At 72.4% G+C, this 21,800-nt stretch carries 21 protein-coding genes, 1 pseudogene and 1 riboswitch; of the genes and pseudogenes, 7 read left to right on the top strand and 15 right to left on the bottom strand.

The features are described from left to right. Positions 1-2 precede the first annotated feature (2 nt). Positions 3-392 (bottom strand): hypothetical protein, encoded by a 390-nt coding sequence (locus tag K7854_RS12985; protein ID WP_226026602.1) that lies wholly within the window; start codon positions 390-392, stop codon positions 3-5. Between the two features lie 118 nt (positions 393-510). Here K7854_RS12985 and K7854_RS12990 point away from each other — a divergent pair, with 118 nt between their 5' ends. Together K7854_RS12990 and K7854_RS12995 are read left to right on the top strand one after the other, a co-directional pair. Beyond that, entirely contained in the window at positions 511-1,350 is an 840-nt protein-coding gene (locus K7854_RS12990) for a helix-turn-helix domain-containing protein (RefSeq protein ID WP_226026603.1), read from the top strand. Next, the gene (locus K7854_RS12995; RefSeq protein ID WP_226026604.1) at positions 1,334-1,603 is read left to right on the top strand and encodes a DUF397 domain-containing protein; all 270 of its coding nucleotides are present in this window, start codon (positions 1,334-1,336) and stop codon (positions 1,601-1,603) included. Before K7854_RS12990 ends, K7854_RS12995 begins: the two co-directional genes overlap by 17 nt. On the opposite strand, the gene K7854_RS13000 is transcribed toward K7854_RS12995, so the two are convergent. The 7 genes from K7854_RS13000 to thrC form a co-directional block, all read right to left on the bottom strand. Next, positions 1,566-1,913 carry a hypothetical protein gene (locus tag K7854_RS13000; RefSeq protein ID WP_226026605.1) on the bottom strand — a complete coding sequence of 116 codons (348 nt, stop codon included), beginning with the start codon at positions 1,911-1,913 and terminating at the stop codon, positions 1,566-1,568. The genes K7854_RS12995 and K7854_RS13000 overlap by 38 nt on opposite strands. Then, positions 1,910-3,451 carry a carboxylesterase/lipase family protein gene (locus K7854_RS13005; RefSeq protein ID WP_226026606.1) on the bottom strand — a complete coding sequence of 514 codons (1,542 nt, stop codon included), beginning with the start codon at positions 3,449-3,451 and terminating at the stop codon, positions 1,910-1,912. The genes K7854_RS13000 and K7854_RS13005 overlap by 4 nt, the downstream gene beginning before the upstream one ends. Positions 3,452-3,484: 33 nt before the next feature. Further along, complete coding sequence (locus tag K7854_RS13010) at positions 3,485-4,615, bottom strand: NADH:flavin oxidoreductase (protein WP_226026607.1); 1,131 nt, start codon at positions 4,613-4,615, stop codon at positions 3,485-3,487. Between the two features lie 220 nt (positions 4,616-4,835). Next, positions 4,836-6,461, bottom strand: coding sequence for a chaperonin GroEL (gene groL, locus K7854_RS13015; protein WP_061444067.1), 1,626 nt, complete (start codon positions 6,459-6,461; stop codon positions 4,836-4,838). Positions 6,462-6,764: 303 nt separating this feature from the next. Beyond that, positions 6,765-6,968, bottom strand: coding sequence for a cold-shock protein (locus tag K7854_RS13020; protein ID WP_004929928.1), 204 nt, complete (start codon positions 6,966-6,968; stop codon positions 6,765-6,767). 419 nt (positions 6,969-7,387) lie between these two features. Further along, entirely contained in the window at positions 7,388-7,663 is a 276-nt protein-coding gene (locus K7854_RS13025; RefSeq protein ID WP_061444066.1) for a MoaD/ThiS family protein, read from the bottom strand. Beyond that, positions 7,660-8,952, bottom strand: coding sequence for a threonine synthase (gene thrC / locus K7854_RS13030; RefSeq protein WP_226026608.1), 1,293 nt, complete (start codon positions 8,950-8,952; stop codon positions 7,660-7,662). Before thrC ends, K7854_RS13025 begins: the two co-directional genes overlap by 4 nt. 17 nt (positions 8,953-8,969) lie before the next feature. Next, a riboswitch (SAM riboswitch) is annotated at positions 8,970-9,117 on the bottom strand. A 162-nt stretch (positions 9,118-9,279) separates the two neighbouring features. Between thrC and K7854_RS13035 the strand changes: the two genes are divergently transcribed. Beyond that, on the top strand, positions 9,280-10,224 hold the full coding sequence (locus K7854_RS13035) for a glucosyl-3-phosphoglycerate synthase (protein WP_226026609.1): 945 nt from the start codon (positions 9,280-9,282) through the stop codon (positions 10,222-10,224). 45 nt (positions 10,225-10,269) lie between these two features. Here K7854_RS13035 and K7854_RS13040 read toward each other — a convergent pair whose 3' ends face one another. Beyond that, complete coding sequence (locus K7854_RS13040; RefSeq protein ID WP_226026610.1) at positions 10,270-10,986, bottom strand: hypothetical protein; 717 nt, start codon at positions 10,984-10,986, stop codon at positions 10,270-10,272. 146 nt (positions 10,987-11,132) lie between these two features. On the opposite strand from K7854_RS13040, the gene K7854_RS13045 reads away from it, so the two are divergent. Beyond that, positions 11,133-12,521 carry an alpha,alpha-trehalose-phosphate synthase (UDP-forming) gene (locus K7854_RS13045; RefSeq protein ID WP_226026611.1) on the top strand — a complete coding sequence of 463 codons (1,389 nt, stop codon included), beginning with the start codon at positions 11,133-11,135 and terminating at the stop codon, positions 12,519-12,521. A 19-nt stretch (positions 12,522-12,540) separates the two neighbouring features. On the opposite strand, the gene K7854_RS13050 is transcribed toward K7854_RS13045, so the two are convergent. From K7854_RS13050 to K7854_RS13065, 4 genes are all read right to left on the bottom strand, one after another. Further along, positions 12,541-13,035 carry a hypothetical protein gene (locus tag K7854_RS13050; protein ID WP_226026612.1) on the bottom strand — a complete coding sequence of 165 codons (495 nt, stop codon included), beginning with the start codon at positions 13,033-13,035 and terminating at the stop codon, positions 12,541-12,543. A 136-nt stretch (positions 13,036-13,171) separates the two neighbouring features. Continuing rightward, positions 13,172-14,041 (bottom strand): trehalose-phosphatase, encoded by an 870-nt coding sequence (gene otsB, locus K7854_RS13055; RefSeq protein WP_226026613.1) that lies wholly within the window; start codon positions 14,039-14,041, stop codon positions 13,172-13,174. A 35-nt stretch (positions 14,042-14,076) separates the two neighbouring features. Continuing rightward, complete coding sequence (locus K7854_RS13060) at positions 14,077-14,310, bottom strand: DUF3263 domain-containing protein (protein WP_197924545.1); 234 nt, start codon at positions 14,308-14,310, stop codon at positions 14,077-14,079. A 36-nt stretch (positions 14,311-14,346) separates the two neighbouring features. After that, on the bottom strand, positions 14,347-15,612 hold the full coding sequence (locus K7854_RS13065; protein ID WP_443732434.1) for an ABC transporter substrate-binding protein: 1,266 nt from the start codon (positions 15,610-15,612) through the stop codon (positions 14,347-14,349). A 178-nt stretch (positions 15,613-15,790) separates the two neighbouring features. Between K7854_RS13065 and K7854_RS13070 the strand changes: the two genes are divergently transcribed. The 3 genes from K7854_RS13070 (at position 15,791) to K7854_RS13080 (ending at position 18,980) form a co-directional block, all read left to right on the top strand. Next, the gene (locus K7854_RS13070) at positions 15,791-16,735 is read left to right on the top strand and encodes an ROK family protein (protein WP_372481029.1); all 945 of its coding nucleotides are present in this window, start codon (positions 15,791-15,793) and stop codon (positions 16,733-16,735) included. Beyond that, positions 16,735-17,880, top strand: a complete 1,146-nt coding sequence (gene nagA / locus K7854_RS13075) for an N-acetylglucosamine-6-phosphate deacetylase (protein ID WP_226026615.1) — start codon at positions 16,735-16,737, stop codon at positions 17,878-17,880. Before K7854_RS13070 ends, nagA begins: the two co-directional genes overlap by 1 nt. Before the next feature lie 167 nt (positions 17,881-18,047). Next, complete coding sequence (locus K7854_RS13080; protein WP_226026633.1) at positions 18,048-18,980, top strand: 1-phosphofructokinase family hexose kinase; 933 nt, start codon at positions 18,048-18,050, stop codon at positions 18,978-18,980. Positions 18,981-19,013: 33 nt separating this feature from the next. Here K7854_RS13080 and K7854_RS13085 read toward each other — a convergent pair whose 3' ends face one another. Further along, the gene (locus K7854_RS13085; RefSeq protein WP_226026616.1) at positions 19,014-19,997 is read right to left on the bottom strand and encodes a carbohydrate-binding protein; all 984 of its coding nucleotides are present in this window, start codon (positions 19,995-19,997) and stop codon (positions 19,014-19,016) included. Between the two features lie 121 nt (positions 19,998-20,118). Continuing rightward, positions 20,119-21,784: pseudogene (cdgB, locus tag K7854_RS13090) on the bottom strand (diguanylate cyclase CdgB). Positions 21,785-21,800: the final 16 nt, after the last annotated feature.

Consider the following 21,800-nt stretch of genomic DNA (forward strand, 5'->3'; position numbering starts at 1 on the left):
CCCTAGGGCCGCACGCTCTCGTGATTCGTCCTGCGCAGCCGCGCCTTCAGCACCTCCTCCGGCTTCGCCACGGTCACCGACGCCCGCGGGCAGTCCCACTCCCGGCCCCCGGCGACCGGCCGCAGCTGCACCCTGCCGCCCACGTGCCCCATCACCTCCCCCACCCGCCCGTCCCTCGCGTCCACGGCATGCGTGCCGACGGCCGGCCGCTCGCCCCGCACCACCGACGCCAGCCGCTCCGCGACCCGTACGTTGCACCGCCCCAGGTCGACCAGGGCGAACGGCTCGTCACTCGCACCGGTCACCGGATCGACGCACAGGGACGGCAGTACGACACCGGCGCCCACGAGGGCCTGACGCAGGGATTCGACGACTTCCTCGGTCGACCGCACCCTTCCTCACCTCCACGCTGAGTTCGTGATTCGCGACACAGCGTGTCCGTTCCGCCCCTAACCTGGCCATACAGGGCGCTCCAACAACCCCTGCTGTGCGACCGGGAGTTCCGTCACCATGCCAGGACCGAAAGACCTCGACCCGTCCTCGTCCCCCCGCGCCCTCCTGGGCGCCGAGCTGCGCCACGCCCGCGAGAAGTCCGGCCTGAGCCAGGAGGAGTTGGGCGCGCGGCTGTTCGTCAGCGGTTCGTTCATCGGACAGCTGGAGTCCGGCACGCGCCGGATGCAGCCGGAGTACGCACGGCTACTGGACGACGTCCTGGGCACGGAGGATTTCTTCCGGCGCAACTGCGCGGCGTCGGCCAAGTCCAAGTATCCGGAGCACTTCGCGGAGGCGGCGGAGGCGGAGGGGTCGGCCAGTGAGATCAAGGAGTATGCGTCGATGCTGATCCCCGGCCTCCTGCAGACGCCCGCCTACGCGCGGGCCGTCTGCCGCGCCTACCAGCCGACTGCGGCTGACGCCGTGATCGACGGGCTGGTGACCGCGCGGATGGAGCGGGCCCGCATGCTCGCCGATCCAACAAGACCCATGTTGTTTGCGGTCATTGACGAGTCAGCCTTGCGTCGCTCGACCGGCGGCCCCGAGGTGATGGCGGAGGCTCTGCTCCATCTCGCGCGCCTGATGCGAGAGAACCGGGTCATCGTGCAGGTACTGCCCTTCGAGGCGGGAGCACATCCGGCCATGCAGGGGTGCGTGAAACTGATGGACTTCGCGGACGCCCCTTCGCTGGTCTACCTCGAAGGCGTCGGCACCGGCCGGGTCGACGACGATCCCGCCACCGTGGGGCGCTACCGCTTCTACTACGAACTCCTCATGGTCGCCGCGCTCTCGCCGGCCAACTCCCTGTCCTTGATCGAGAAGCTGGCGCAGAATTACGCGCATGGAGACCACCCCTGAGTACGACTGGTACAAGTCCAGTTACAGCGGCGGAAGCGGCGACAACTGCCTGGAGGTCGCTCGCTGGCGCAAGTCGGCGTACAGCGGCGGGAGCGGTGGCAACTGCCTCGAAGTCGCCACCGGCATGACCGACGTCCCGGTCCGGGACTCGAAGAACCCCGGAGGGCCCACCCTCCGCTTCCGCGCCGAGGCATGGTCGGTCTTCGTCGACGGAGTCAGCCGCGGCGGCGTTTCAGGCCCAGGTGGACGGTGACCACCGTCAGCCCCGCCACGCCGTACGCCAGCCACAGGCCGCCGGTCCAGTAGTCCCGCCCCGCGTCCGCGTCCTGCGCCTTCCGCTGCTGCTCGTACGTCCGCGTGCCCGCCGAGCGGCCGTCGGCGAAGTCGTACAGGTCGCACGTCTCCCCCGGCTTCATGGGCCCGGAGCGCTCCTGGTCGCCGTACTCCTCGATGATGCCGTCGCACTGGGGGGTGCCGTCGGCGGTCGCCGCCTGGGTGAGGAAGTACCCGCCGACGACGACCGGCACGGCGAACAGGCCGAGCAGGAGGCCCCGGAAGCTCACGCCTCCTGCCCCACCAGTGGCAGCGGCGTGAACTCGTATCCCTCCCACAGGCGCCGGGAGGTCTCCTCCGGGTACGGCGCGACGGTCGGCTCGGCGTCGAAGACCCGCACGAGACGCTGCTGCGTGTCGTACGCGGGCCAGCCCGGGTCGCCGGTGCGGGCGAAGTCCGTCCAGGCGGCGCGGAAGCGGGCGGACAGGGCCAGCGCCTCCTCGGACGGCTCCGCGCCGCCGAACTGGAACTGCGCGAGGCCCCCCTGGAAGGTGCCGAAGAGGAGCGGGATGTCCAGGGCGTGGCAGGCGCCCAGGGCGCCGTCGAAGGCGGGGGCGGACCAGGTGAGTTCGTAGACGTGGGACCGGCCGCCGCCCGCGAGGTGGGCCTCGGCCAGGCGCAGGGAGGGGATGGCGAACAGCCAGTCGGTCTGGATGCGTTCGTAGAGGTCGTTGGGCGACGCCTGCGGGAACGCGGCGCGGTAGGCGGCCTCGCCCCCGGGCGCGTACAGGCGCAGGGCGGCGGTCGCGCGGTCCTCGCCGATCTGGCCGAGCTTGCCCGACATCGCGGTGAACAGCCGGTTCTCGTCGCGGTTGTGACCGACGATCAGGTCGACGTCGCGAGCGGCGCCGGAGGCCAGCGCCTGCCAGGGCGTGACCGGCAGGAACTCGCCGTCCACGACGGGCGCGTACGGGGTGACCGTGGGCGCCGCCTGCCCCCAGCGGGCGACGTTGCCGGGCATCTTCGGGGCGAGGGCCTGGCCCGCCTTGACGAGCTGGTCCGGGGTGACCTCCGCGAGGTCTTCCACGGTCGGGCGCAGGCCCAGCTCGGCGGCGAGGGCGGTACCGATGTCGGCGGCGAGTTCCGGGGAGAAGAACGTGCCCGGCACGCTCTGGGCGACGGCCCGCCGGAAGAGTCCGGCCGCGCGGGGCATCGCCAGCAGCGAGGCCACGGAACCGGCGCCGGCCGACTCGCCGAAGACCGTGACCTGCCCGGGGTCGCCGCCGAACGCGGCGATGTTCTCCTGCACCCAGGCCAGCGCCGCGATCTGGTCGAGCAGGCCCCGGTTGGCGGGGGCGCCCTCGATGTGGGCGAAACCCTCCATGCCGATGCGGTAGTTGAGGGTGACGACGACGAGGTCGCCGTCGGCGGCGATGCGGCGGGCGTCGTAGCCGGGGTTCCCGGAGTGGCCCATCTTGTAGGCGCCGCCGTAGATCCAGACCATGACCGGGCGGTGGGCGGCCGGGTCGGGCGCGGGGGTCCAGACGTTGACCGTCAGCCAGTCGTCGCCCTCGGGGGCGTCCGGGATGCCGGCCGGGCCCGCGGGGCCGAGGTCCTGCGGGGGCGGCGGGCCGAAGGCGTACGCGTCGCGTATGCCGTCCCAGGGGCGGGGGCGGCGCGGGGCGGAGAAGCGGGCGTCCCCCACCGGGGGCTGGGCGAAGGGGATGCCGCGGAAGACGGCCAGGCCGTCCTCGGTCCGGCCGCGCACCGCGCCGGAGGAGGTGCGCACCACGGGTTCCACTGACTCGGCAGGTCCAGGGATCGTCATCCTCCGGACCCTACGCCGTGGTGCGCACCGCGGTCAGCTGAGGGTCTTCAGCGAAGCGGCGTCGTACGGGGCGAGTTCGTCGAAGCGGCCGCCGAGGACCTTCTCGGCCCACCGCGGGTCGTGGAGCAGCGCACGGCCGACGGCGACGAGGTCGAACTCGTCGCGCTCCAGGCGGTCGAGGAGGTTGTCGAGGCCGCGGACGGGGGCGCCCTCGCCCTGGAAGGCCTTGGTGAAGTCGCCGTCGAGGCCGACCGAGCCGACGGTGATGGCGGTCTTGCCGGTGAGCTTCTTGGTCCAGCCGGCGAGGTTGAGGTCCGAGTCCTCGAACTCGGGCAGCCAGTAGCGGCGGGTGGAGGCGTGGAAGGCGTCGACCCCGGACGCGGCGAGCGGGGTGAGGATGGCCTCCAGCTCCTCGGGGGTCTCGGCGAGGCGGGCGTCGTAGGCCTCCTGCTTCCACTGCGAGTAGCGGAAGATCACCGGGAAGTCGGCGGAGACCGTCTCCCGTACGGCGGCCACGATCTCGGCGGCGAACTTCGTCCGGGCGACCGGGTCGCCGCCGTAGGCGTCGGTGCGGCGGTTGGTGCCGGACCACAGGAACTGGTCGACGAGGTAGCCGTGGGCGCCGTGGATCTCCACACCGTCGAAGCCGATGCGCTCGGCGGCCGCGGCGGCCTCTGCGAAGGCGCCGATGACGTCGTCCAGGTCGCGCTGGGTCATGGCCTTCCCGGTGGGCTCGTCCTCGCCGATGCGCAGGCCGGACGGGCCGACGGCGGGGGCGTCCGGGAAGGGCTGGTCCCCGGCCTTGCGGACCATGCCGATGTGCCACAGCTGCGGCACGATCGTGCCGCCGCCCGCGTGCACCGCCTCGGCGACCTTCGCCCACCCGGCGAGCTGCTCCGCGCCGTGGAAGCGCGGGACGCGGTCGCTCTGGCCGGCCGAGTCGTGGCCGACGTAGGTGCCCTCGGTGACGATCAGTCCCACTCCGGCGGCGGCGCGGCGGGCGTAGTAGGAGACCACGTCCTCGCCGGGGATGCCGCCCGGGGAGAACATCCGGGTCATCGGCGCCATCGCGATGCGGTTGGGCACGGTGAGGCCGTTGATGGTGGCCGGGCGGGCGAGGAGTTGGGCGGCGCGGGTGGCGGCCTCGGCGGGGGTGACGGTCACGTGGGGGCTCCTGAGATGGGTACCTGTCGGTATGTGCGTGTGCATGCACCGCACTCCAACGGGAACGGGGCAGCCCCGCCGGGCCATTCCGCCCGACGCACCGATGTGACCCTGACCACAGCCAGGGACGCGGCCGGAAGACGCCCGAGGGCGGCACCCCCCTGTCGGGGAGTGCCGCCCTCGGTCCGTGCTGGACGGTCGATCAACCGGAACCGGTCGATCAGAAGTCCATGTCACCGCCCGGCATGCCGCCCGGGGCGCCCGCCGGAGCGGCCTTCTCCGGCTTGTCGGCGATGACGGCCTCGGTGGTGAGGAACAGCGCGGCGATGGAGGCGGCGTTCTGCAGGGCAGAGCGGGTCACCTTCGCCGGGTCGATGATGCCCTCGGCGATCATGTCGACGTACTCACCGGAGGCGGCGTTCAGGCCGTGGCCGACGGTCAGGTTGCGGACCTTCTCCACGACGACGCCGCCCTCGAGACCGCCGTTGACGGCGATCTGCTTCAGCGGGGCCTCCAGGGCGAGCTTCACGGCGTTGGCGCCGGTCGCCTCGTCACCCGTCAGCTCCAGCTTCTCGAAGACCTGGGAGGCCTGGAGCAGGGCCACGCCACCACCGGCGACGATGCCCTCCTCGACGGCCGCCTTCGCGTTGCGGACGGCGTCCTCGATGCGGTGCTTGCGCTCCTTCAGCTCGACCTCGGTGGCGGCACCGGCCTTGATGACGGCCACGCCGCCGGCCAGCTTCGCCAGACGCTCCTGGAGCTTCTCGCGGTCGTAGTCCGAGTCGCTGTTCTCGATCTCGGCGCGGATCTGGTTGACGCGGCCCTGGACCTGGTCGGCCGAGCCGGCGCCGTCCACGATCGTGGTCTCGTCCTTGGTGATGACGACCTTGCGCGCGCTGCCCAGCAGGTCCAGCGTGGCGTTCTCCAGCTTGAGGCCGACCTCCTCGGAGATGACCTCGCCGCCCGTGAGGATGGCGATGTCGCCGAGCATGGCCTTGCGGCGGTCGCCGAAGCCCGGGGCCTTGACGGCGACGGACTTGAAGGTGCCGCGGATCTTGTTGACGACCAGGGTCGACAGGGCCTCGCCCTCGACGTCCTCGGCGATGATCAGCAGCGGCTTGCCCGACTGCATGACCTTCTCCAGGAGCGGCAGCAGGTCCTTGACGTTGCCGATCTTGGAGTTGGCGATCAGGATGTACGGGTCGTCGAGCGACGCCTCCATACGCTCCATGTCGGTGGCGAAGTACGCCGAGATGTAGCCCTTGTCGAAGCGCATACCCTCGGTGAGCTCCAGCTCCAGACCGAAGGTCTGGGACTCCTCGACGGTGATGACGCCTTCCTTGCCGACCTTGTCCATGGCCTCGGCGATCAGCTCGCCGATCTGGGTGTCGGCGGCGGAGATGGAGGCCGTGGAAGCGATCTGCTCCTTGGTCTCGACGTCCTTGGCCTGCTCCAGCAGGGCGGCGGAGACGGCCTCGACGGCCTTCTCGATACCGCGCTTGAGGGCCATCGGGTTGGCACCGGCCGCGACGTTGCGCAGGCCTTCCTTGACCAGGGCCTGGGCGAGGACGGTCGCGGTGGTCGTACCGTCACCGGCGACGTCGTCCGTCTTCTTGGCGACTTCCTTGACCAGCTCGGCGCCGATCTTCTCGTACGGGTCCTCGAGCTCGATCTCCTTGGCGATGGAGACACCATCGTTGGTGATCGTGGGGGCGCCCCACTTCTTCTCGAGGACGACGTTGCGGCCCTTGGGGCCGAGCGTCACCTTGACGGCGTCCGCGAGCTGGTTCATGCCGCGCTCGAGGCCGCGCCGCGCCTCCTCGTCGAACGCGATGATCTTGGCCATGTGAAGTGGTCCCTCCAGGACTGGGGGTGATTCCTTCGGACCGCGCCCGCGCCCGCGACGGACGGCTCGCCTGCCTTGTGGTTCCTTCCCCACCCGGCCTGCGGGCCTCACCGACCCGGTCCTTCGTTGTCACTCTCACCTTCAGAGTGCTAACGCCAATGATTAGCACTCGGCATGGTCGAGTGCAAGCGCCTCTCGGGGATCGGGCCCTGCCGTCAGCCGCCCGCGAACAGGCCGAAGGGCCCGTACCCAGCGGGTACGGGCCCTTCGGATGAAGACCGGGTGCTGCGGTGGCCGCGCGTCTCAGGCGCTGAGGCGAACCATGTCGGCCTGCGGGCCCTTCTGACCCTGCGAGATCTCGAACTCGACCCGCTGGCCTTCTTCGAGGGTGCGGTAGCCGTCCATCTGAATCGCGCTGTAGTGGACGAAAACATCCGCACCACCGTCGACCGCGATGAAGCCGTACCCCTTCTCCGCGTTGAACCACTTGACGGTGCCCTGAGCCATGCCTAACTCCCCTATTACTGGCCCTTGCACAGATCCACACTTCGCGGACCCGGGTCAGACCTCGCCCCCTCACGACTGGGGGCGTGCGCCGGAACGCGTCGACCGCGGCTGAATGTATCTGTCCAACTGCCGTCTGCAACAGGTCAATCGGACGAGAAATCTGGACGCACCCGGTCCGGAATGTGGCGAGAATTCGCCTGAATTCGGGTCAAGTCGGGTCACGCAAAGGGAACAAAAGCCGCAGATTACGCTCGCAGTTTGGCTGCTTCTTGTCGGGCGGGCGGCAGGAATTAACGGTTCCCGTTGTGCCGATCGGGAGCGCGTTCCCCAACTCTACCGCGCTCAACCACATGGAATTGCCCCCTCCGTTTCTCTTACGGAGAGGGCAATACGCACTACAAGGTGTATCTGCTACCGCTTCAGCCGCCGGCGACCGCAGGGATGATCGAGACGCCCGCGCCGTCCGGCGTCGCGGTCTCCAGGCCCTGCTCGAAGCGGACGTCGTCGTCGTTGACGTAGACGTTGACGAAGCGGCGCAGCTTGCCCTGGTCGTCCAGGACGCGGGCGGCGATGCCGGTGTGGTTCTTCTCCAGGTCGGAGATGACCTCCCCGAGGTTGGCCCCCTCGGCGCTGACCTCGGCCTTGCCGCCGGTGTAGGTGCGCAGGATGGTCGGGATACGAACGGTCACGCTCATGCGAGGCCAGCCTCTCGGAAGGAGTCCAGGTTGGGTCGGATCGTCGCGGTCAGGCCGGTGCCGGCCACCGCGTCGAGGGTCTTCAGGCCGTCACCGGTGTTCAGGACGACCGTGGTGAGCGACGGGTCCAGCACGCCGTTCTCGATCAGCTTCTTCGTGACGCCGACGGTCACGCCGCCCGCCGTCTCCGCGAAGATGCCCTCCGTGCGGGCGAGCAGCTTGATCGCGTCCACGACCTGCTCGTCGGTCACGTCCTCCACGGCGCCGCCGGTGCGGCGGGCGATGTCGAGGACGTAGGGGCCGTCGGCCGGGTTGCCGATGGCCAGCGACTTGGCGATGGTGTTCGGCTTCTGCGGGCGGACCACGTCGTGCCCGGCCTTGAACGCCGTGGAGACCGGCGAGCAGCCCTCGGCCTGCGCGCCGAAGATCTTGTACGGCTTGTCCTCGACCAGACCGAGCTGGATCAGCTCCTTCAGCCCCTTGTCGATCTTCGTCAGCTGGGAGCCGGAGGCGATCGGCACGACGATCTGGTCGGGCAGCCGCCAGCCGAGCTGCTCGCAGATCTCGTAGGCGAGGGTCTTGGAGCCCTCGGCGTAGTAGGGGCGCAGGTTGACGTTGACGAAGCCCCAGCCCTCGCCGGCCGGGTCGCCGATCAGCTCGGAGCAGAAGCGGTTCACGTCGTCGTAGTTGCCCTCGATGCCGACCAGCTCGCCGCCGTAGACCGCGGCCATGACGACCTTGCCCTGCTCCAGATCGTGCGGGATGAACACGCAGGAGCGGAAGCCGGCGCGGGCGGCGGCGGCGCCGACGGCACCGGCGAGGTTGCCGGTGGAGGAGCAGGACAGGGTGGTGAAGCCGAAGGCGCGGGCGGCCTCGATGGCCTGGGCGACGACGCGGTCCTTGAAGGAGTGCGTGGGGTTGCCGGAGTCGTCCTTGACGTACAGGCCGCCGGTGACGCCCAGCTCGCGGGCGAGGTTGTCGGCCTTGACGAGCTTGGTCCAGCCGGGGTTGATGTTCGGCTTGGTGGCGACGTCGGCCGGGACGGGCAGCAGGGGGGCGTAGCGCCAGATGTTCGCGGGGCCCGCCTCGATCCGCTTGCGCAGCTCCTCGGTGTCGTGGCCGGAGAAGTCGTAGGCGATCTCCAGGGGGCCGAAACACTCCTCGCAGGCGAAGACCGGTCCGAGCGGGACCTTGTGGCCGCACTCGCGGCAGCTCAGGGCGGCGGCGGGGCCGAGGTCGACGGTGGCGTCGGTGGAGTTCGCGGCGGTTTCGGCAGTCTGCACAGCCATGGAGGCGAGGCCCTTTCTCCTCATCTTCCTCACGACGCATCTCGCCGTGAGACGGATTTGGCACCTTCCCTAGCCGGGAGCCTCGCCACGTCCGTGTGACAAGAACCGACTGGAGGGTTGCCGGGGCTTCATCGGGCCGTATCCCTCTGCCCCTCTGGATGAGCGGTGTGAAGTTGTTTTGCGCTGGTACACGCGGCGACCCCGGCATGCGGTGGTCCCACGCGTTGTTCAAGACTGTAACCGACGGCCCGGACGGTTGAGATAGTCGTCCGTACCGCGAGATGGATCACAACGGATCACAACGGATCACGAAGGAGACCACCGGACGTGCTGGAAGAAGTCGAGCGCTGGCTGAACGCACGCTCCTGGTCCGCCGGGGACCGGCCGCTCCAGCACCTTCTGTCCGCCAAGCACGCCACCGGGCAGTCGGTCAGCGTGGTGCTCCCCGCCCTGGACGAGGAGGCGACGGTCGGCGACATCGTCGCGGTGATCCGGCGGGAGCTGGTGCTCGGGGTCCCGCTCGTCGACGAGATCGTGGTCGTGGACTCCGGGTCGAGCGACCGCACGGCGGAGGTGGCCGCGGCGGCCGGCGCCCGGGTGGTGCACCGCGACGCGATCCTCCCCCGCATCCCCGCCGTGCCGGGCAAGGGCGAGGTGCTGTGGCGTTCGCTGCTGGTCACCGGCGGGGACATCGTCTGCTTCGTCGACGCCGACCTGCGCGAGTTCTCCGCCGACTTCGTCTCCGGGATCGTCGGCCCGCTGCTCACCGACCCGGACGTGCACCTGGTCAAGGCCATGTACGACCGGCCGCTCGGCGCCGCTCCCGGCCAGGGCGGGCGGGTCACGGAGCTGATGGCCCGCCCGCTGCTCAACATGCACTGGCCGCAGCTGGCCGGTTTCGTCCAGCCGCTGGGCGGCGAGTACGCGGCCCGCCGCTCCCTGCTGGAACGGCTGCCCTTCCCGGTCGGCTACGGCGTCGAACTGGGCATGCTGGTCGACGCCCTGCACCTGGTGGGCCTGGACGCGCTCGCGCAGGTCGACGTCGGGGTGCGCGTCCACCGCCACCAGGACGGGCGGGCGCTGGGCCGGATGGCCGCCGCGATCTACCGCACCGCACAGCTGCGGCTGGCCCGCGGCCACCTGGTGCGGCCCGCCCTCACCCAGTTCGAGCGGGGCGTCGACGGCTTCGAGCCGCGCACCTACGCCGTGGACACCGAGGAACGGCCCCCGATGACGGAGATCGCGGAGTACGCGGCCCGGAGGGTGGCCTAGCCGGGCCTGCCCGGAGGGTGGCCGGGCAGGCCTGCCCCGGGAGGGTCAGCCGGGGACGCCGTCCGACCAGCGCCACCTGCCGTCGGAGTCCCGCTCGCAGGTCAGGTACTCGCCGCCGCGGCCGTGGGTGCTCATGCCCCGGTGCTTCTGGGCGCAGAACTGGCCGTCGGCGTAGCAGTTGCCCGCCGGGCTGGTCAGCTCGCAGCCGCCGGTGCCGCCGCCCCCGGAGCCGCCGGTGCTGCCGCCCGTGCTGCCGCCGCCGGTGCTGCCGCCCGTGCCACTGTCCCGCGTCTTCGACGGCTGGGGGGTCGGCTCCGGAGTGTGCAGCAGACGCCCGGCGCAGTCGCGGCCGTCGCGCGGGACGGTGAACGTCACGGCACCGGGTCCGCCGCTCTGCTCGCAGACCTTCTCGCCGCTGCCCCAGGAGGAGGCCTGCCGGCCGGTGCCCTGGAGCAGCACGGTGTAACCGACGTGGGCCTTCTCGGCGGCGCCGACGGCCGCCGAGATGCTGCCGCCGGTGAGGTCCGGCAGGGTGACGGCGGTCGGGGTCGGGGTGGGCGTCGGGCTCTCGGCGGCGGGACTCGCCTCGGGGGTGGGGCTGCCGCTCGGCGTGGCCGTGGCCGCCGGGGTGGTCGTGGCGGGTGCCGCCTTCGTGCCCGGGTCATCGTCGCCGCAGCCGGCCAGGGCCAGCGCGGAGGCCGCGATCAGTGCCGCCGTGGCCGCGAGTCTGCTCGTGCGCCGGTGCCGTGTGCGTATGGGCATGCTGCGCCCGCCCCCCAGAAAGTTGAAATGTGCACCGCATATCCTCAACCAGTTCACAGTTTCTGCACAAGCGGCGTGACCGAATCGTCGCCGAGGTGACGCGGGGCGACGTTTGAGGCGTGGGGGGCCGGGCTAGGTTGAGGCGTATGGCTTCAAGCTTCGGTGCTGCTCAGGTGCTGGTCGCCTCCAACCGGGGGCCCGTCTCGTACGAGGTGCGCGAGGACGGGTCGCTCAACGCCAAACGGGGCGGGGGCGGGCTGGTCTCGGGGCTGTCGGCCATCGGGCCCGACGCGGGTGCGCTGTGGGTGTGCTCGGCGCTGGGCGACGGCGACCGCGAGGCGGTGCGGCGCGGGGTCGGCGAGGACGGCGTACGGATGCTGGACGTACCGGCCGACGTGCACGCGGACGCCTACAACGGCATCGCCAACTCGGTGCTGTGGTTCGTGCACCACATGCTCTACCAGACGCCCCTGGAGCCGGTCTTCGACGCGGAGTTCCGGCGCCAGTGGGCCTCCTACGAGGCGTACAACCGGGCCTTCGCCGAGGCGCTGGCCGAGGAGGCGGCCGAGGGCGCGGTCGCGATCGTGCAGGACTACCACCTGACGCTGGTGCCGGGGATGCTGCGCGAGCTGCGGCCGGACCTCAGGATCGGCCACTTCTCGCACACGCCGTGGGCGCCGGTCGACTACTTCCGGCTGCTGCCGGACGACATCGCCGAGCAGGTGCTGCGCGGGATGCTGGGCGCCGACCGGCTCGGATTCCTCACCCGGCGCTGGGCCGACGCGTTCACCGCCTGCTGCGACGCCGTGCTGGGCGGGCTCGGCGGCACGGAGATCGGCGTGCACGGGCTGGGCGCCGACGGGGACTTCCTGCGCAAGCGGTCGCACGAGGCCGACGTCGAGGAGCGGATGGCGGAGCTGCGGGCGGAGATCGGGGAGGGCCGCCGCACGATCGTGCGGGTGGACCGGACCGAGCTGTCCAAGAACATCGTGCGCGGGCTGCTGGCCTACCGGGAGCTGCTGGCACGGCGGCCCGAGTGGCGCGAGCGGGTCGTGCACGTCGCGTTCGCCTACCCCTCGCGGCAGGACCTCGCCGTGTACCGGGACTACACGGCCGAGGTGCGGCAGGTCGCGGAAGCGGTCAACGAGGAGTTCGGCACGCCGGGCTGGACGCCGGTCGTGCTGAACCTGAAGGACGACTTCGCGCGGTCGCTGGCGGCGTACCGGCTGGCGGACGTGGCGCTCGTCAACCCCGTGCGGGACGGGATGAACCTGGTCGCGAAGGAGGTGCCGGTCGTCTCCGACCGGGGCTGCGCGCTGGTGCTGTCGCGGGAGGCCGGCGCGTACGAGGAGCTGGGCGAGGACGCGCTGGTGGTGAACCCGTACGACGTGGTCGGGACGGCGGACGCGCTGCACGAGGCGCTCGGCCTGCCGGCCGGGGAACGGGCCGAGCGCTCCAAGCGGCTGGCGGCCGCCGGCACCGCGCTGCCCCCGGCGCGCTGGTTCCTGGAGCAGCTGGACGCGCTGCGGGGCTGAGGGGCGGCCGGGGCGGGGGCTACTTGTCCTGGACCGGCGGGCAGGTGCCGGTCTCCTCGCCGATGGAGTTGATCTCGGCGTTGGACCGCGGGTCACCGGCGTAGTTCACCTGGTCGGTGCACTTCACCCCGTCCTCCTTCGGGGTGCCGGACTGCGTGCCGCCCGACTGGACCGGCGGGCAGGTGCCGGTCTCCTCGCCGATCGAGTTGATCTCGGCGTTCGACCGCGGGTCACCGGCGTAGTTCACCTGGTCGGTGCACTTCTCGCCCGTCCCCTGGTCCGGCCGCGTGCTCTGCGGGGTGTCCGAGGAGGTGCCGCCGGTGGCGTCGGCGGCGGGGGCGGACGGTGCGGTGCTCGCCGCGGTCTCGTTGGAGTTGGCGGTCGCGGTGGCGGCGGGGGTGGCGGGCGCGGCGTCGTCGCTGCTGCCGCCGTCGCCGCCGTTGCCGCAGGCGGTCAGCGCCAGGCCGAGGGCCACGGCGGCGAGGGCGAGCATCGGGGTCTTCCGAGCGGACATGACGGGTTCCTCCACGGTCGTGGGCCACTGAGCGGGCTTTACGGCGTGCAAGACCGTGGTGCGGCGGACCGCGTTGCCCCGCCGGCCGGGCCCGGACACGCCTGTGACAGTCGGCGGAACCGTCCGTGACGTTGTCTCAGGACAGCCGGTGCGCGAGGGCCGTAAGCAGGGCCACCACCCCGGCCGGGCCGGGCACTTCCACGTCCGCGCGCTTCCTCAGTTCCGTCACCTCGTCGCTGCCGCTGCAGACCAGCAGGCCCGGGGTGCCCTCGGCGCGGAGGGTGTCGACGGCCGCGTAGGCCGGGAGGTCGCCGAGGTCGTCGCCGGCGAAGAGGACGCTGGCGGCGTCGAGGGAGTGGACGTACCCGCGCAGGGCCGCGCCCTTGTCCATGCCGGGCGGGCGCAGCTCCAGGACCATGCGGCCCGGTTCGACGATCAGGCCGTGCCGGGCGGCCAGGTCGGCGAGGGGGGCGCGCAGGGCCTCGAAGGCGGCCTGCGGATCGGGGGCGCGGCGGGTGTGGACGGCGACCGCGTGCCCCTTGTCCTCCGTCCAGGTGCCCTGCGCCGCTCCGGAGCGCTCCAGGAGGCCCGGCAGCTCGGCGCGGACGGCGGCGACGCCGGGGTGCGGTGCGGGCGTGGCGAGGGTGCCGGTGGCGGCGTCCCAGCGCTCGGCGCCGTAGTGGCCGAGGACGACGAGGCGGTCCAGGCCGGGGACGCCCGCGAAGCCGCCGTGGTGGACGGCGACCTCGGCGGGGCGGCCGGTGATCACGGCGATCGAGGCGACCTTCGGGGCCAGGGCGGCGAGCGCCGGTACCGCCTCGGGGTGGGCGCGGGCGCGGTCGGGGTCGGGCACGATCGGGGCGAGCGTGCCGTCGAAGTCGAGCGCGACCACCGCGCGCCCGGGGTCCGCGAGGAGCGCGTCGAGCCCCGCGCGCCCGGCCGCCGTCACGGGTGTCGGCAGGGGCGGTGGGGAGTCGTTCCGGATGGAGTCCTGATGGCTGCCCATACCGCGAACCTATCCCGCGAAGGCGGCAGGCAACCTCAGCGCTCCGCGCGGCGGGACTCGCGCACCCGGCGCAGGCGGTTGACCGTCACCGGGTCGGCGGCCAGGGCCCGTGGGTCGTCCAGGAGGGCGTTGAGCAGCTGGTAGTAGCGGACGGGGGCCAGGCCCAGCTCCTCGCGGACGGCGCGCTCCTTGGCGCCGGGGCCGGAGAAGCCACGGCGCTCCAGCGCGAGGATGCGGCGCTCCCGCTCGGCCAGCTCTCCCGGGTCCATGTACGGCACCGTAACGCCCGCCACCGACAACCGGCCCTACTCCGCGCTGCCCGCCCGCATCGCCGTGGCCTGGATCTGGCCGAGGACTCCCTTGGGGCTGCCGCCGGTGGCGACCGCCGCGCCGATGTGCTTCTTGACGTCCGCGCTGACCGAGGCCCAGGAGGTCTTGCCGACCGGGTACAGCTGGGAGAGCAGCAGCTCGTCCAGGAACGGCTTGAGCTTCTCGTCCTCCGCCGCGGTGCTCATCGTCTGAGAGGCCGACGTGGTCACCGGGAGCAGGCCGTACTCGCGGGAGAAGTCGAGGACGTTCTCCTCGCTGTAGACGAAGTCCAGGAAGTCGCCGACCTCGTCCTGGTGGCCGTTCTTCTTGAAGGCGGTCATCCAGTCGGAGACGCCGAGGGTGTTCTTGCTCTCGCCGTCGATGCCCGGCGTGGTGACCATGCCGTACTTCACCCCCTTGTCGGAGGCCATCTTCATCAGCGAGGGGTGGCCGTTGAGCATGCCCACGTCGCCGTTGGCGAAGGCCGCGAATGCGTCGGCGCGGTTGAGCTTGCCGGGGGCGACGGGCCCGGTGAGGCCCTTGCCGACCAGTTCGTCGCGCAGCCAGGTGAAGGTGGTGACGTTCTGCGGGGAGTCGACGGAGTAGGTGCCGACGTCGTCGGTGTAGCCGCCCCCGCCGCTGAGCATCCACTGCATCGTCTCGGCCGGCGCCTCCTCGGGGCCCAGCGGCAGGGCGTACGGGTACTTCACGCCCTTGGCCTTGAGCGCCTCGGCGGCGTCGGCGAGGTCGTCCCAGGACTTGGGGGGCTCGACCCCGGCCTGGTCGAAGAGGGTCTTGTTGTAGAAGAGCACGCGCGTGGAGGCCGCGAAGGGCAGGCCGTACTGCACGCCGTTGACCTGGCCCGCGCCGGCCAGCTGGGAGACGAAGTCGGCCTGCACCGGGATGGAGAGCACGTCGTCGGCCCGGTAGAGCAGGCCCTTGTCCGCGTAGTCGGAGTAGGCGCCGATCTGCGCCATGTCGGGCGCCTTGCCCGCCTCGACCATCTCGCGGACCTTGCGGTCGACGTCGTTCCACGAGTACACGGTGACGTCCACCTGCACGTCGGGGTGCTGCGCCTCGTAGGACTTGACCAGCTCGTCCCAGTACTTCTGGGAGCTGTTGTCCTTGCTGTCGCCGTAGTCGGCGGCGACGAGCTTCAGGGTCACCCCGTCGGAGTCGCCGGTGAGGCCGCAGCCGCCGAGGACCGCCGTCATGCCCAGTGCGGACACCACCGCGATCGTTCCTGTCCTACGCCGCTGCACCCTGTTCCCCAACCCTGCCGACGACTCGTCGTTCACTGCGCGGTGTTCACTGCTCGTTCGCGCGTTCGCTTACCGGATTAAGGTCTACACCACCACAGTGGACTAGACCTCTCCCGGGTGTACGGGCCACACTGTCCCCGTGAGACATGTCATCGCCCTCGATGTGGGCGGCACCGGGATGAAGGCCGCCCTGGCGGGACCTGGGGGCGAACTGCTGCACCAGGCACGCCGGGCCACCGGTCGCGAGCGGGGACCGGAGGCGGTCGTCGCGGGCATCCTGGACTTCGCCGCCGAACTGCGCGCGTTGGGCGCGGAACGGTTCGGCGAGCCGGCCGGCGCCGCCGGCGTCGCCGTTCCCGGCATCGTCGACGCCGAGCGGGGCGTCGCCGTGTACGCGGCCAACCTCGGCTGGCGCGACGTACCGCTGCGGACGCTGCTCGGCGAGCGGCTCGGCGGTATCCCGGTCGCCCTCGGCCACGACGTGCGCACCGGCGGGCTCGCCGAGGGCCGGATCGGCGCCGGACAGGGGGCCGACCGGTTCCTGTTCGTGCCGCTGGGCACCGGGATCGCGGGCGCCATCGGCATCGACGGCCGGGTCGAGGCGGGCGCCCACGGCTTCGCGGGCGAGATCGGCCACGTCGTCGTGCGTCCCGGCGGCATCCCCTGCCCGTGCGGACAGCGCGGCTGCCTGGAGCGGTTCGCGTCCGCGTCGGCGGTCAGCCAGGCGTGGGCCGAGGCCTCGGGCGACCCGGCGGCGGACGCCGCCGACTGCGCCAAGGCCGTCGAGTCCGGGGACGCCCGCGCGCTCGCCGTGTGGCGGGACGCCGTGGACGCGCTCGCCGACGGGCTGGTCACCGCGCTCACCCTGCTGGACCCACGCGTCCTGATCATCGGTGGCGGCCTCGCCGAGGCGGGGGAAACCTTGTTCTCACCGCTGCGGGACGCCGTCCGGCAGCGCGTCACCTTCCAGAAACTGCCGGAGATCGTCCCCGCCGCACTCGGGGACACCGCCGGCTGCCTGGGTGCCGGGCTGATGGCCTGGGACCTGCTCGACACCGCTTCTGCGGCTCCCACAGCTTCCCCGGCCGCCACGGCCGCGACTGACCCGGAGGTAACCACCTGATGGCCCCAAGCAAGGTTCTCGCCGGTGCCCGGGTGGTACTGCCCACCGGGACCGTGGACGACGGCCGCGTGATCGTCGACGGCACGCGGATCGCGGACACGGCTTCCCCCGAGGCCGAGACCGTCGACCTGACGGGCCACTGGGTGGTCCCCGGCTTCGTCGACATCCACAACCACGGCGGCGGCGGCGCCTCCTTCACCAGCGGTACGCCCGAGGAGATCCTCCAGGGCGTCGAGACCCACCGCAGGCACGGCACCACCACGACGGTCGCCTCCGCCGTCACCGGTGAGCTGGACTTCCTCGCCCGGCGGGCCGGGGTGCTCGCCGAGCTGGCCCAGCAGGGCGACATCGCCGGCATCCACTTCGAGGGGCCGTTCATCTCCCCGTGCCGCAAGGGCGCGCACGACGAGCAGCTGCTGCGCGCCCCGGACCCGGCCGAGGTGCGCAAGCTGGTCGACGCGGCGCACGGCCACGCGAAGATGATGACGCTGGCGACCGAGCTGCCCGGCGGCCTGGACTCCGTTCGGCTGCTGGTCGAGCACGGCGTGATCGCGGCCGTCGGGCACACCGACGCGAGCTACGAGCAGACGGTTCAGGCCATCGACGCGGGCGCCACCGTCGCCACCCACCTGTTCAACGCGATGCCGCCGGTCGGCCACCGCGCCCCGGGCCCGATCACGGCGCTGCTGGAGGACGAGCGGATCACCGTCGAGCTGATCAACGACGGCACGCACCTGCACCCGGCCGCGCTCCAGCTGGCCTTCCACCACGCGGGTGCCGCCCGGGTCGCCTTCATCACCGACGCGATGGACGCGGCCGGTTTCGGCGACGGCCGCTACCTGCTCGGCCCGCTGGAGGTCGAGGTCGCGGACGGGGTGGCCCGGCTGGTGGAGGGCGGCTCGATCGCCGGCTCCACGCTCACCCTGGACCGCGCCTTCAAGCGGGCGGTGACGGTGGACCGGCTGCCCGTCGGGGACGTCGTCGCCGCGATCTCCGCCAACCCCGCGCGGCTGCTGGGCCTCGACGACCGGATCGGCTCCCTGGAACCGGGCAAGGACGCCGACCTGGTGGTCCTGGACGACGCCTTCGACCTGGTGGGCGTGATGCGCCGGGGCGCGTGGGTGGTCGAGCCCCAACTGGCCTGAGCCGTCCCCGAGTCCGCTCCGGGGCCGGCCGGAGCGGCCCGGTCCCGGTCCGGGCACGACGGCCGACCCGGGGGCTGGGCCGACCGCCCGCCTTTTGGCATGATCGTGTCGTGGAGCACAGCTCCGCGGGCACGCCCAGCCGCACACGATCGGGGGAGGTCGGCACGGTGATCCTCACCGTCACTCTCAACACCGCGCTCGACATCACCTACCGCGTCCCGGGCCTCAGGCCGCACGCCTCGCACCGGGTGACCGAGGTGACCGAGCGCCCCGGCGGCAAGGGGCTGAACGTGGCCCGGGTGCTGGCGGCCCTCGGGCACGAGGTGACGGTCACCGGCTTCGCGGGCGGCACCACCGGCGGCGTCGTGCGCGCGGGGCTGACCGGCGTGCCCGGGGTGACCGACGCACTGGTCCGGGTCACGGGGGCGACCCGGCGCACCGTCGCCGTCGTCGACGACCGCACCGGCGACACCACCCAGCTCAACGAGCCGGGCCCGGCCGTGGCACCCGCCGAGTGGAACGCCTTCCAGGAGGCGTACGCGGACCTGCTGACCGGCGCCGCCGCGGTGGCCCTGTGCGGCAGCCTGCCGCCGGGCGTCCCGGTGGGCGCCTACGCCGGGCTGGTGCGGGCCGCGCGGGCCGCGGGCGTGCCGGTGCTGCTGGACACCAGCGGGGAGCCGCTGCGCCGGGGTCTTGCCGCCCGCCCCGACCTGATCAAGCCGAACGCCGACGAGCTGGCCGAGCTGACCGGCTCGCACGAGCCGCTGCGGGCCGCGCAGGCCGCCCGGCGCCGCGGGGCCGGCTCGGTGGTCGCCTCGCTGGGCGCCGAGGGGCTGCTCGCGGTGACCCCGGAGGGCCGCTGGCGCGCCGCCCCGCCGGCCCAGGTCCGGGGCAATCCGACCGGCGCGGGCGACTCCGCGGTGGCGGGCCTGCTCTCCGGCCTGGTGGAGCACCTGTCCTGGCCGGACCGGCTGGCCCGCGCGGTCGCCCTGTCGGCGGCGACGGTGCTGGCGCCGGTGGCGGGCGAGTTCGACCGGGCGGCGTACGAGGAGCTGCTCGGGCGCGGGGTCGCGGTGACCGCGGAGGCGGGCGCGGCCTGACCCGCCGCGGCCACCCGGTCCGCCGCGCGCGGGCTAGTCCTTGACCTGGCCCTTCTTCAGGGAGAACTGGTCCAGCAGGACGTTGCACTTGTCGCCGTCGGCGCAGGACAGCGTGATGGTGTTGGTGCCCTTGTTGAGGGTGGGCCAGGCGTAGGTCTTGGTCCAGCCCTTGGCGAAGTCGTTGTCCTTGGCGCCCGCGAAGTTGCCCAGGTTCAGCTTGCTGCCGAACTCCTTGCCGTTGACCGTGAGGGTCATCGACTGGTCCTCGCCGGCCGCGCTGTAGGTGGTGAAGAGGGTGTAGAGGCCGTCCTCGGGGATGCCGTCCACCGTCCAGGTGACCGAGGCACCCGGCTGGTTCAGGTTGGCCACGTAGACGCCGCCGTCCGACTGGGCGCCCTCCACGTCCGAGGCGAGGGAGGCCGAACCGGCCAGCCGCATCGCCTTCGCGTCGACGGAGGGCAGCTCGGCCTCCTCCTTCTCCGCGTCGTCGCTCGCCGACGGGCTCGGCTCGGTGCTCGCGGACTGGGTGGGGGCGGGGTCGCCGCCCGCCTCGGTGCCGCCCTTGTCGTCGTCGGAGCCGCTGCTCGTCATGGCCACGGCGATGCCGATGACCACGGCGGCGACCACCGCCACCGCGCCGATCAGCAGACCCTTGGTGTTCGGGCCGCGGCGTCCGCCGCCCCCGCCGTGTCCCGACGGCTGCTGCGGGGCCCCGGGGCCGCCACCGCCGGGGAGGGTCTCCGGCGCGGCGTAGTGCGCGTTCGGCTGCCCGTACGCCCCCTGCGGCTGGCCGTACGCCCCCTGCGGCTGCCCGTAGGCGCCCTGCTGGGGCGGGGCGGCCTGGCCCTGCGGTGCCCCGTACTGCCGTGTCCCGACGGGACGCACCCGGTTGACCGAGTTCGGGTAGCCGTAGCCACCGGACGGCGGCTGGGCCCCGTTGGCCTGCCCGTCGGCGTAGAGGTAGCCGAAGGGGTCGTCGTCCTCGGGCGTGCTCGCGCCGTTGTTGCCGGGCGTCATCCCTAGGTCTCCTAACCAGATGCGGTGCGTGGTGCGGTACGGGTGTGTGAGAGAGCGAGCCTACCCGCTCCCACTGACCCAAACGGGTGACTCAGACCGCATCAGCGCACTGACCTGCTGATCATCCGGCTCGGCGGTGCTGTTTGGGACGAGATCGTTTCTCGACGTACATCCGCTCGTCAGCCGACTTCAACACTTCGTCCGCCGTCATGCCGCAGTGGGCCCAGCCGATGCCGAAGCTGGCGCCCACCCGGACCGCCCGGCCCTCGGCCCGGATCGGCTGGATGATCTCGTTGCGCAGCCGTACGGCGAGGTCCTGGGCGTCGGCCCGGCCCAGTCCGTTGGCGAGGATCACGAACTCGTCGCCGCCGAGCCGGGCGACGGTGTCGCCGTCGCGGACGCCGCCGCTGAGCCGCCGGGCGACCTCGATCAGCACGGCGTCGCCCGCGTTGTGCCCGAACCGGTCGTTGATCGACTTGAAGCCGTCCAGGTCGCAGAAGAGGACCGCGAGCCCCTTGGTGCCGTCGTCGCGCCCGTCCTCGGGGGCCACGGCGTGCACATGGTGGTCGAAGGCGCCGTACGGCTCCACGGCGGCGCCGAAGTCGAAGGTGTGGCCGCCGGAGTCGAACACGGCGGAGTGCCCGTAGGCGGCGTCCATGGCGTCGGCCACGCCGGCGTGCGGGGACTGCGGGCGCTGGCACAGCCGGGCGGCCAGCCGGGAGCGCAGCTCGGCGCTGTTCGGCAGGCCGGTCAGGGAGTCGTGGGAGGCGCGGTGGGCGAGCTGCAGCTCGCGGCGCTTGCGCTCCTCTATGTCCTCGACGTGGGTGAGCAGGAAACGCGGCCCGTCGGCGGCGTCGGCCACCACGCTGTTGCGCAGCGAGACCCAGACGTAGGTGCCGTCGCGGCGGCCCAGGCGCAGCTCGGCCCGGCCGCCCTCGGCGGAGGTGCGCAGCAGGGTGCCGATGTCCTCGGGGTGCACGAGGTCGGAGAAGGCGTAGCGGCGCATCGCGGAGGCGCGGCGGCCCAGCAGGCGGCACAGCGCGTCGTTGGTGCGCAGGATGCGGCCGTGCTGGTCGCCGCCCATCTCGGCGATGGCCATGCCGGAGGGGGCGTACTCGAAGGCCTGGCGGAAGCTCTCCTCGCTGGCCCTGAGCGCCTGCTGGTCGCGTTCCAGGCGGACCAGGGCGCGCTGCATGTTGGAGCGGAGCCGGGCGTTGCTGATCGCGATGGCGGCCTGGAACGCATACATCTGCAAAGCCTCGCGGCCCCCAGGCGCCGGGGCGGCGGCCGTTGCGCGGCCGGTCCACGGACAGCACGCCGATCAGCTCGCCGCTGCTGCCGCCGCCCTGCGGGCCGGGGGCGTACATCGGGGCGAAGAGCCGGTCCGAGGGGTGCCACTCGTCCTCGAAGCGGGGCGCGGGCCCGTCGGTGTACCACTGCGGGACGTCGTCGTCGTCGAGGACCCAGCCCTCGGTGTGGGGTATGAAGATCAGGTCGCCCCACTGCTCGCCCATGTTCAGGCGCCGGTCCCAGGACGCGCGGGAGCCCGAGCGGCCGGTGATGAGCGCCTCGGCGGCCGGGTTCCCGGCGAAGGCGGCGACGACGAGATCGCCGTCGGGGCCGACCAGGTTGACACACGCCAGCTCGTACCCGAGGGCCTGGACGACGCCGTCGGCGACGGCCTGCAGGGTGTCGGCCAGGCTGCGGGCCTTGTTCATGTCGGCCATGGCCTGGTGCAGTTGCCGCAGGGACGCCAGGCGGACATAGGGCTCCGAGTCGGTCTCCATGCTCGCCCTCCCCCCG

The sequence above is a fragment of the Streptomyces hyderabadensis genome (assembly GCF_020404845.1).
GTDB lineage: Bacteria > Actinomycetota > Actinomycetes > Streptomycetales > Streptomycetaceae > Streptomyces > Streptomyces hyderabadensis.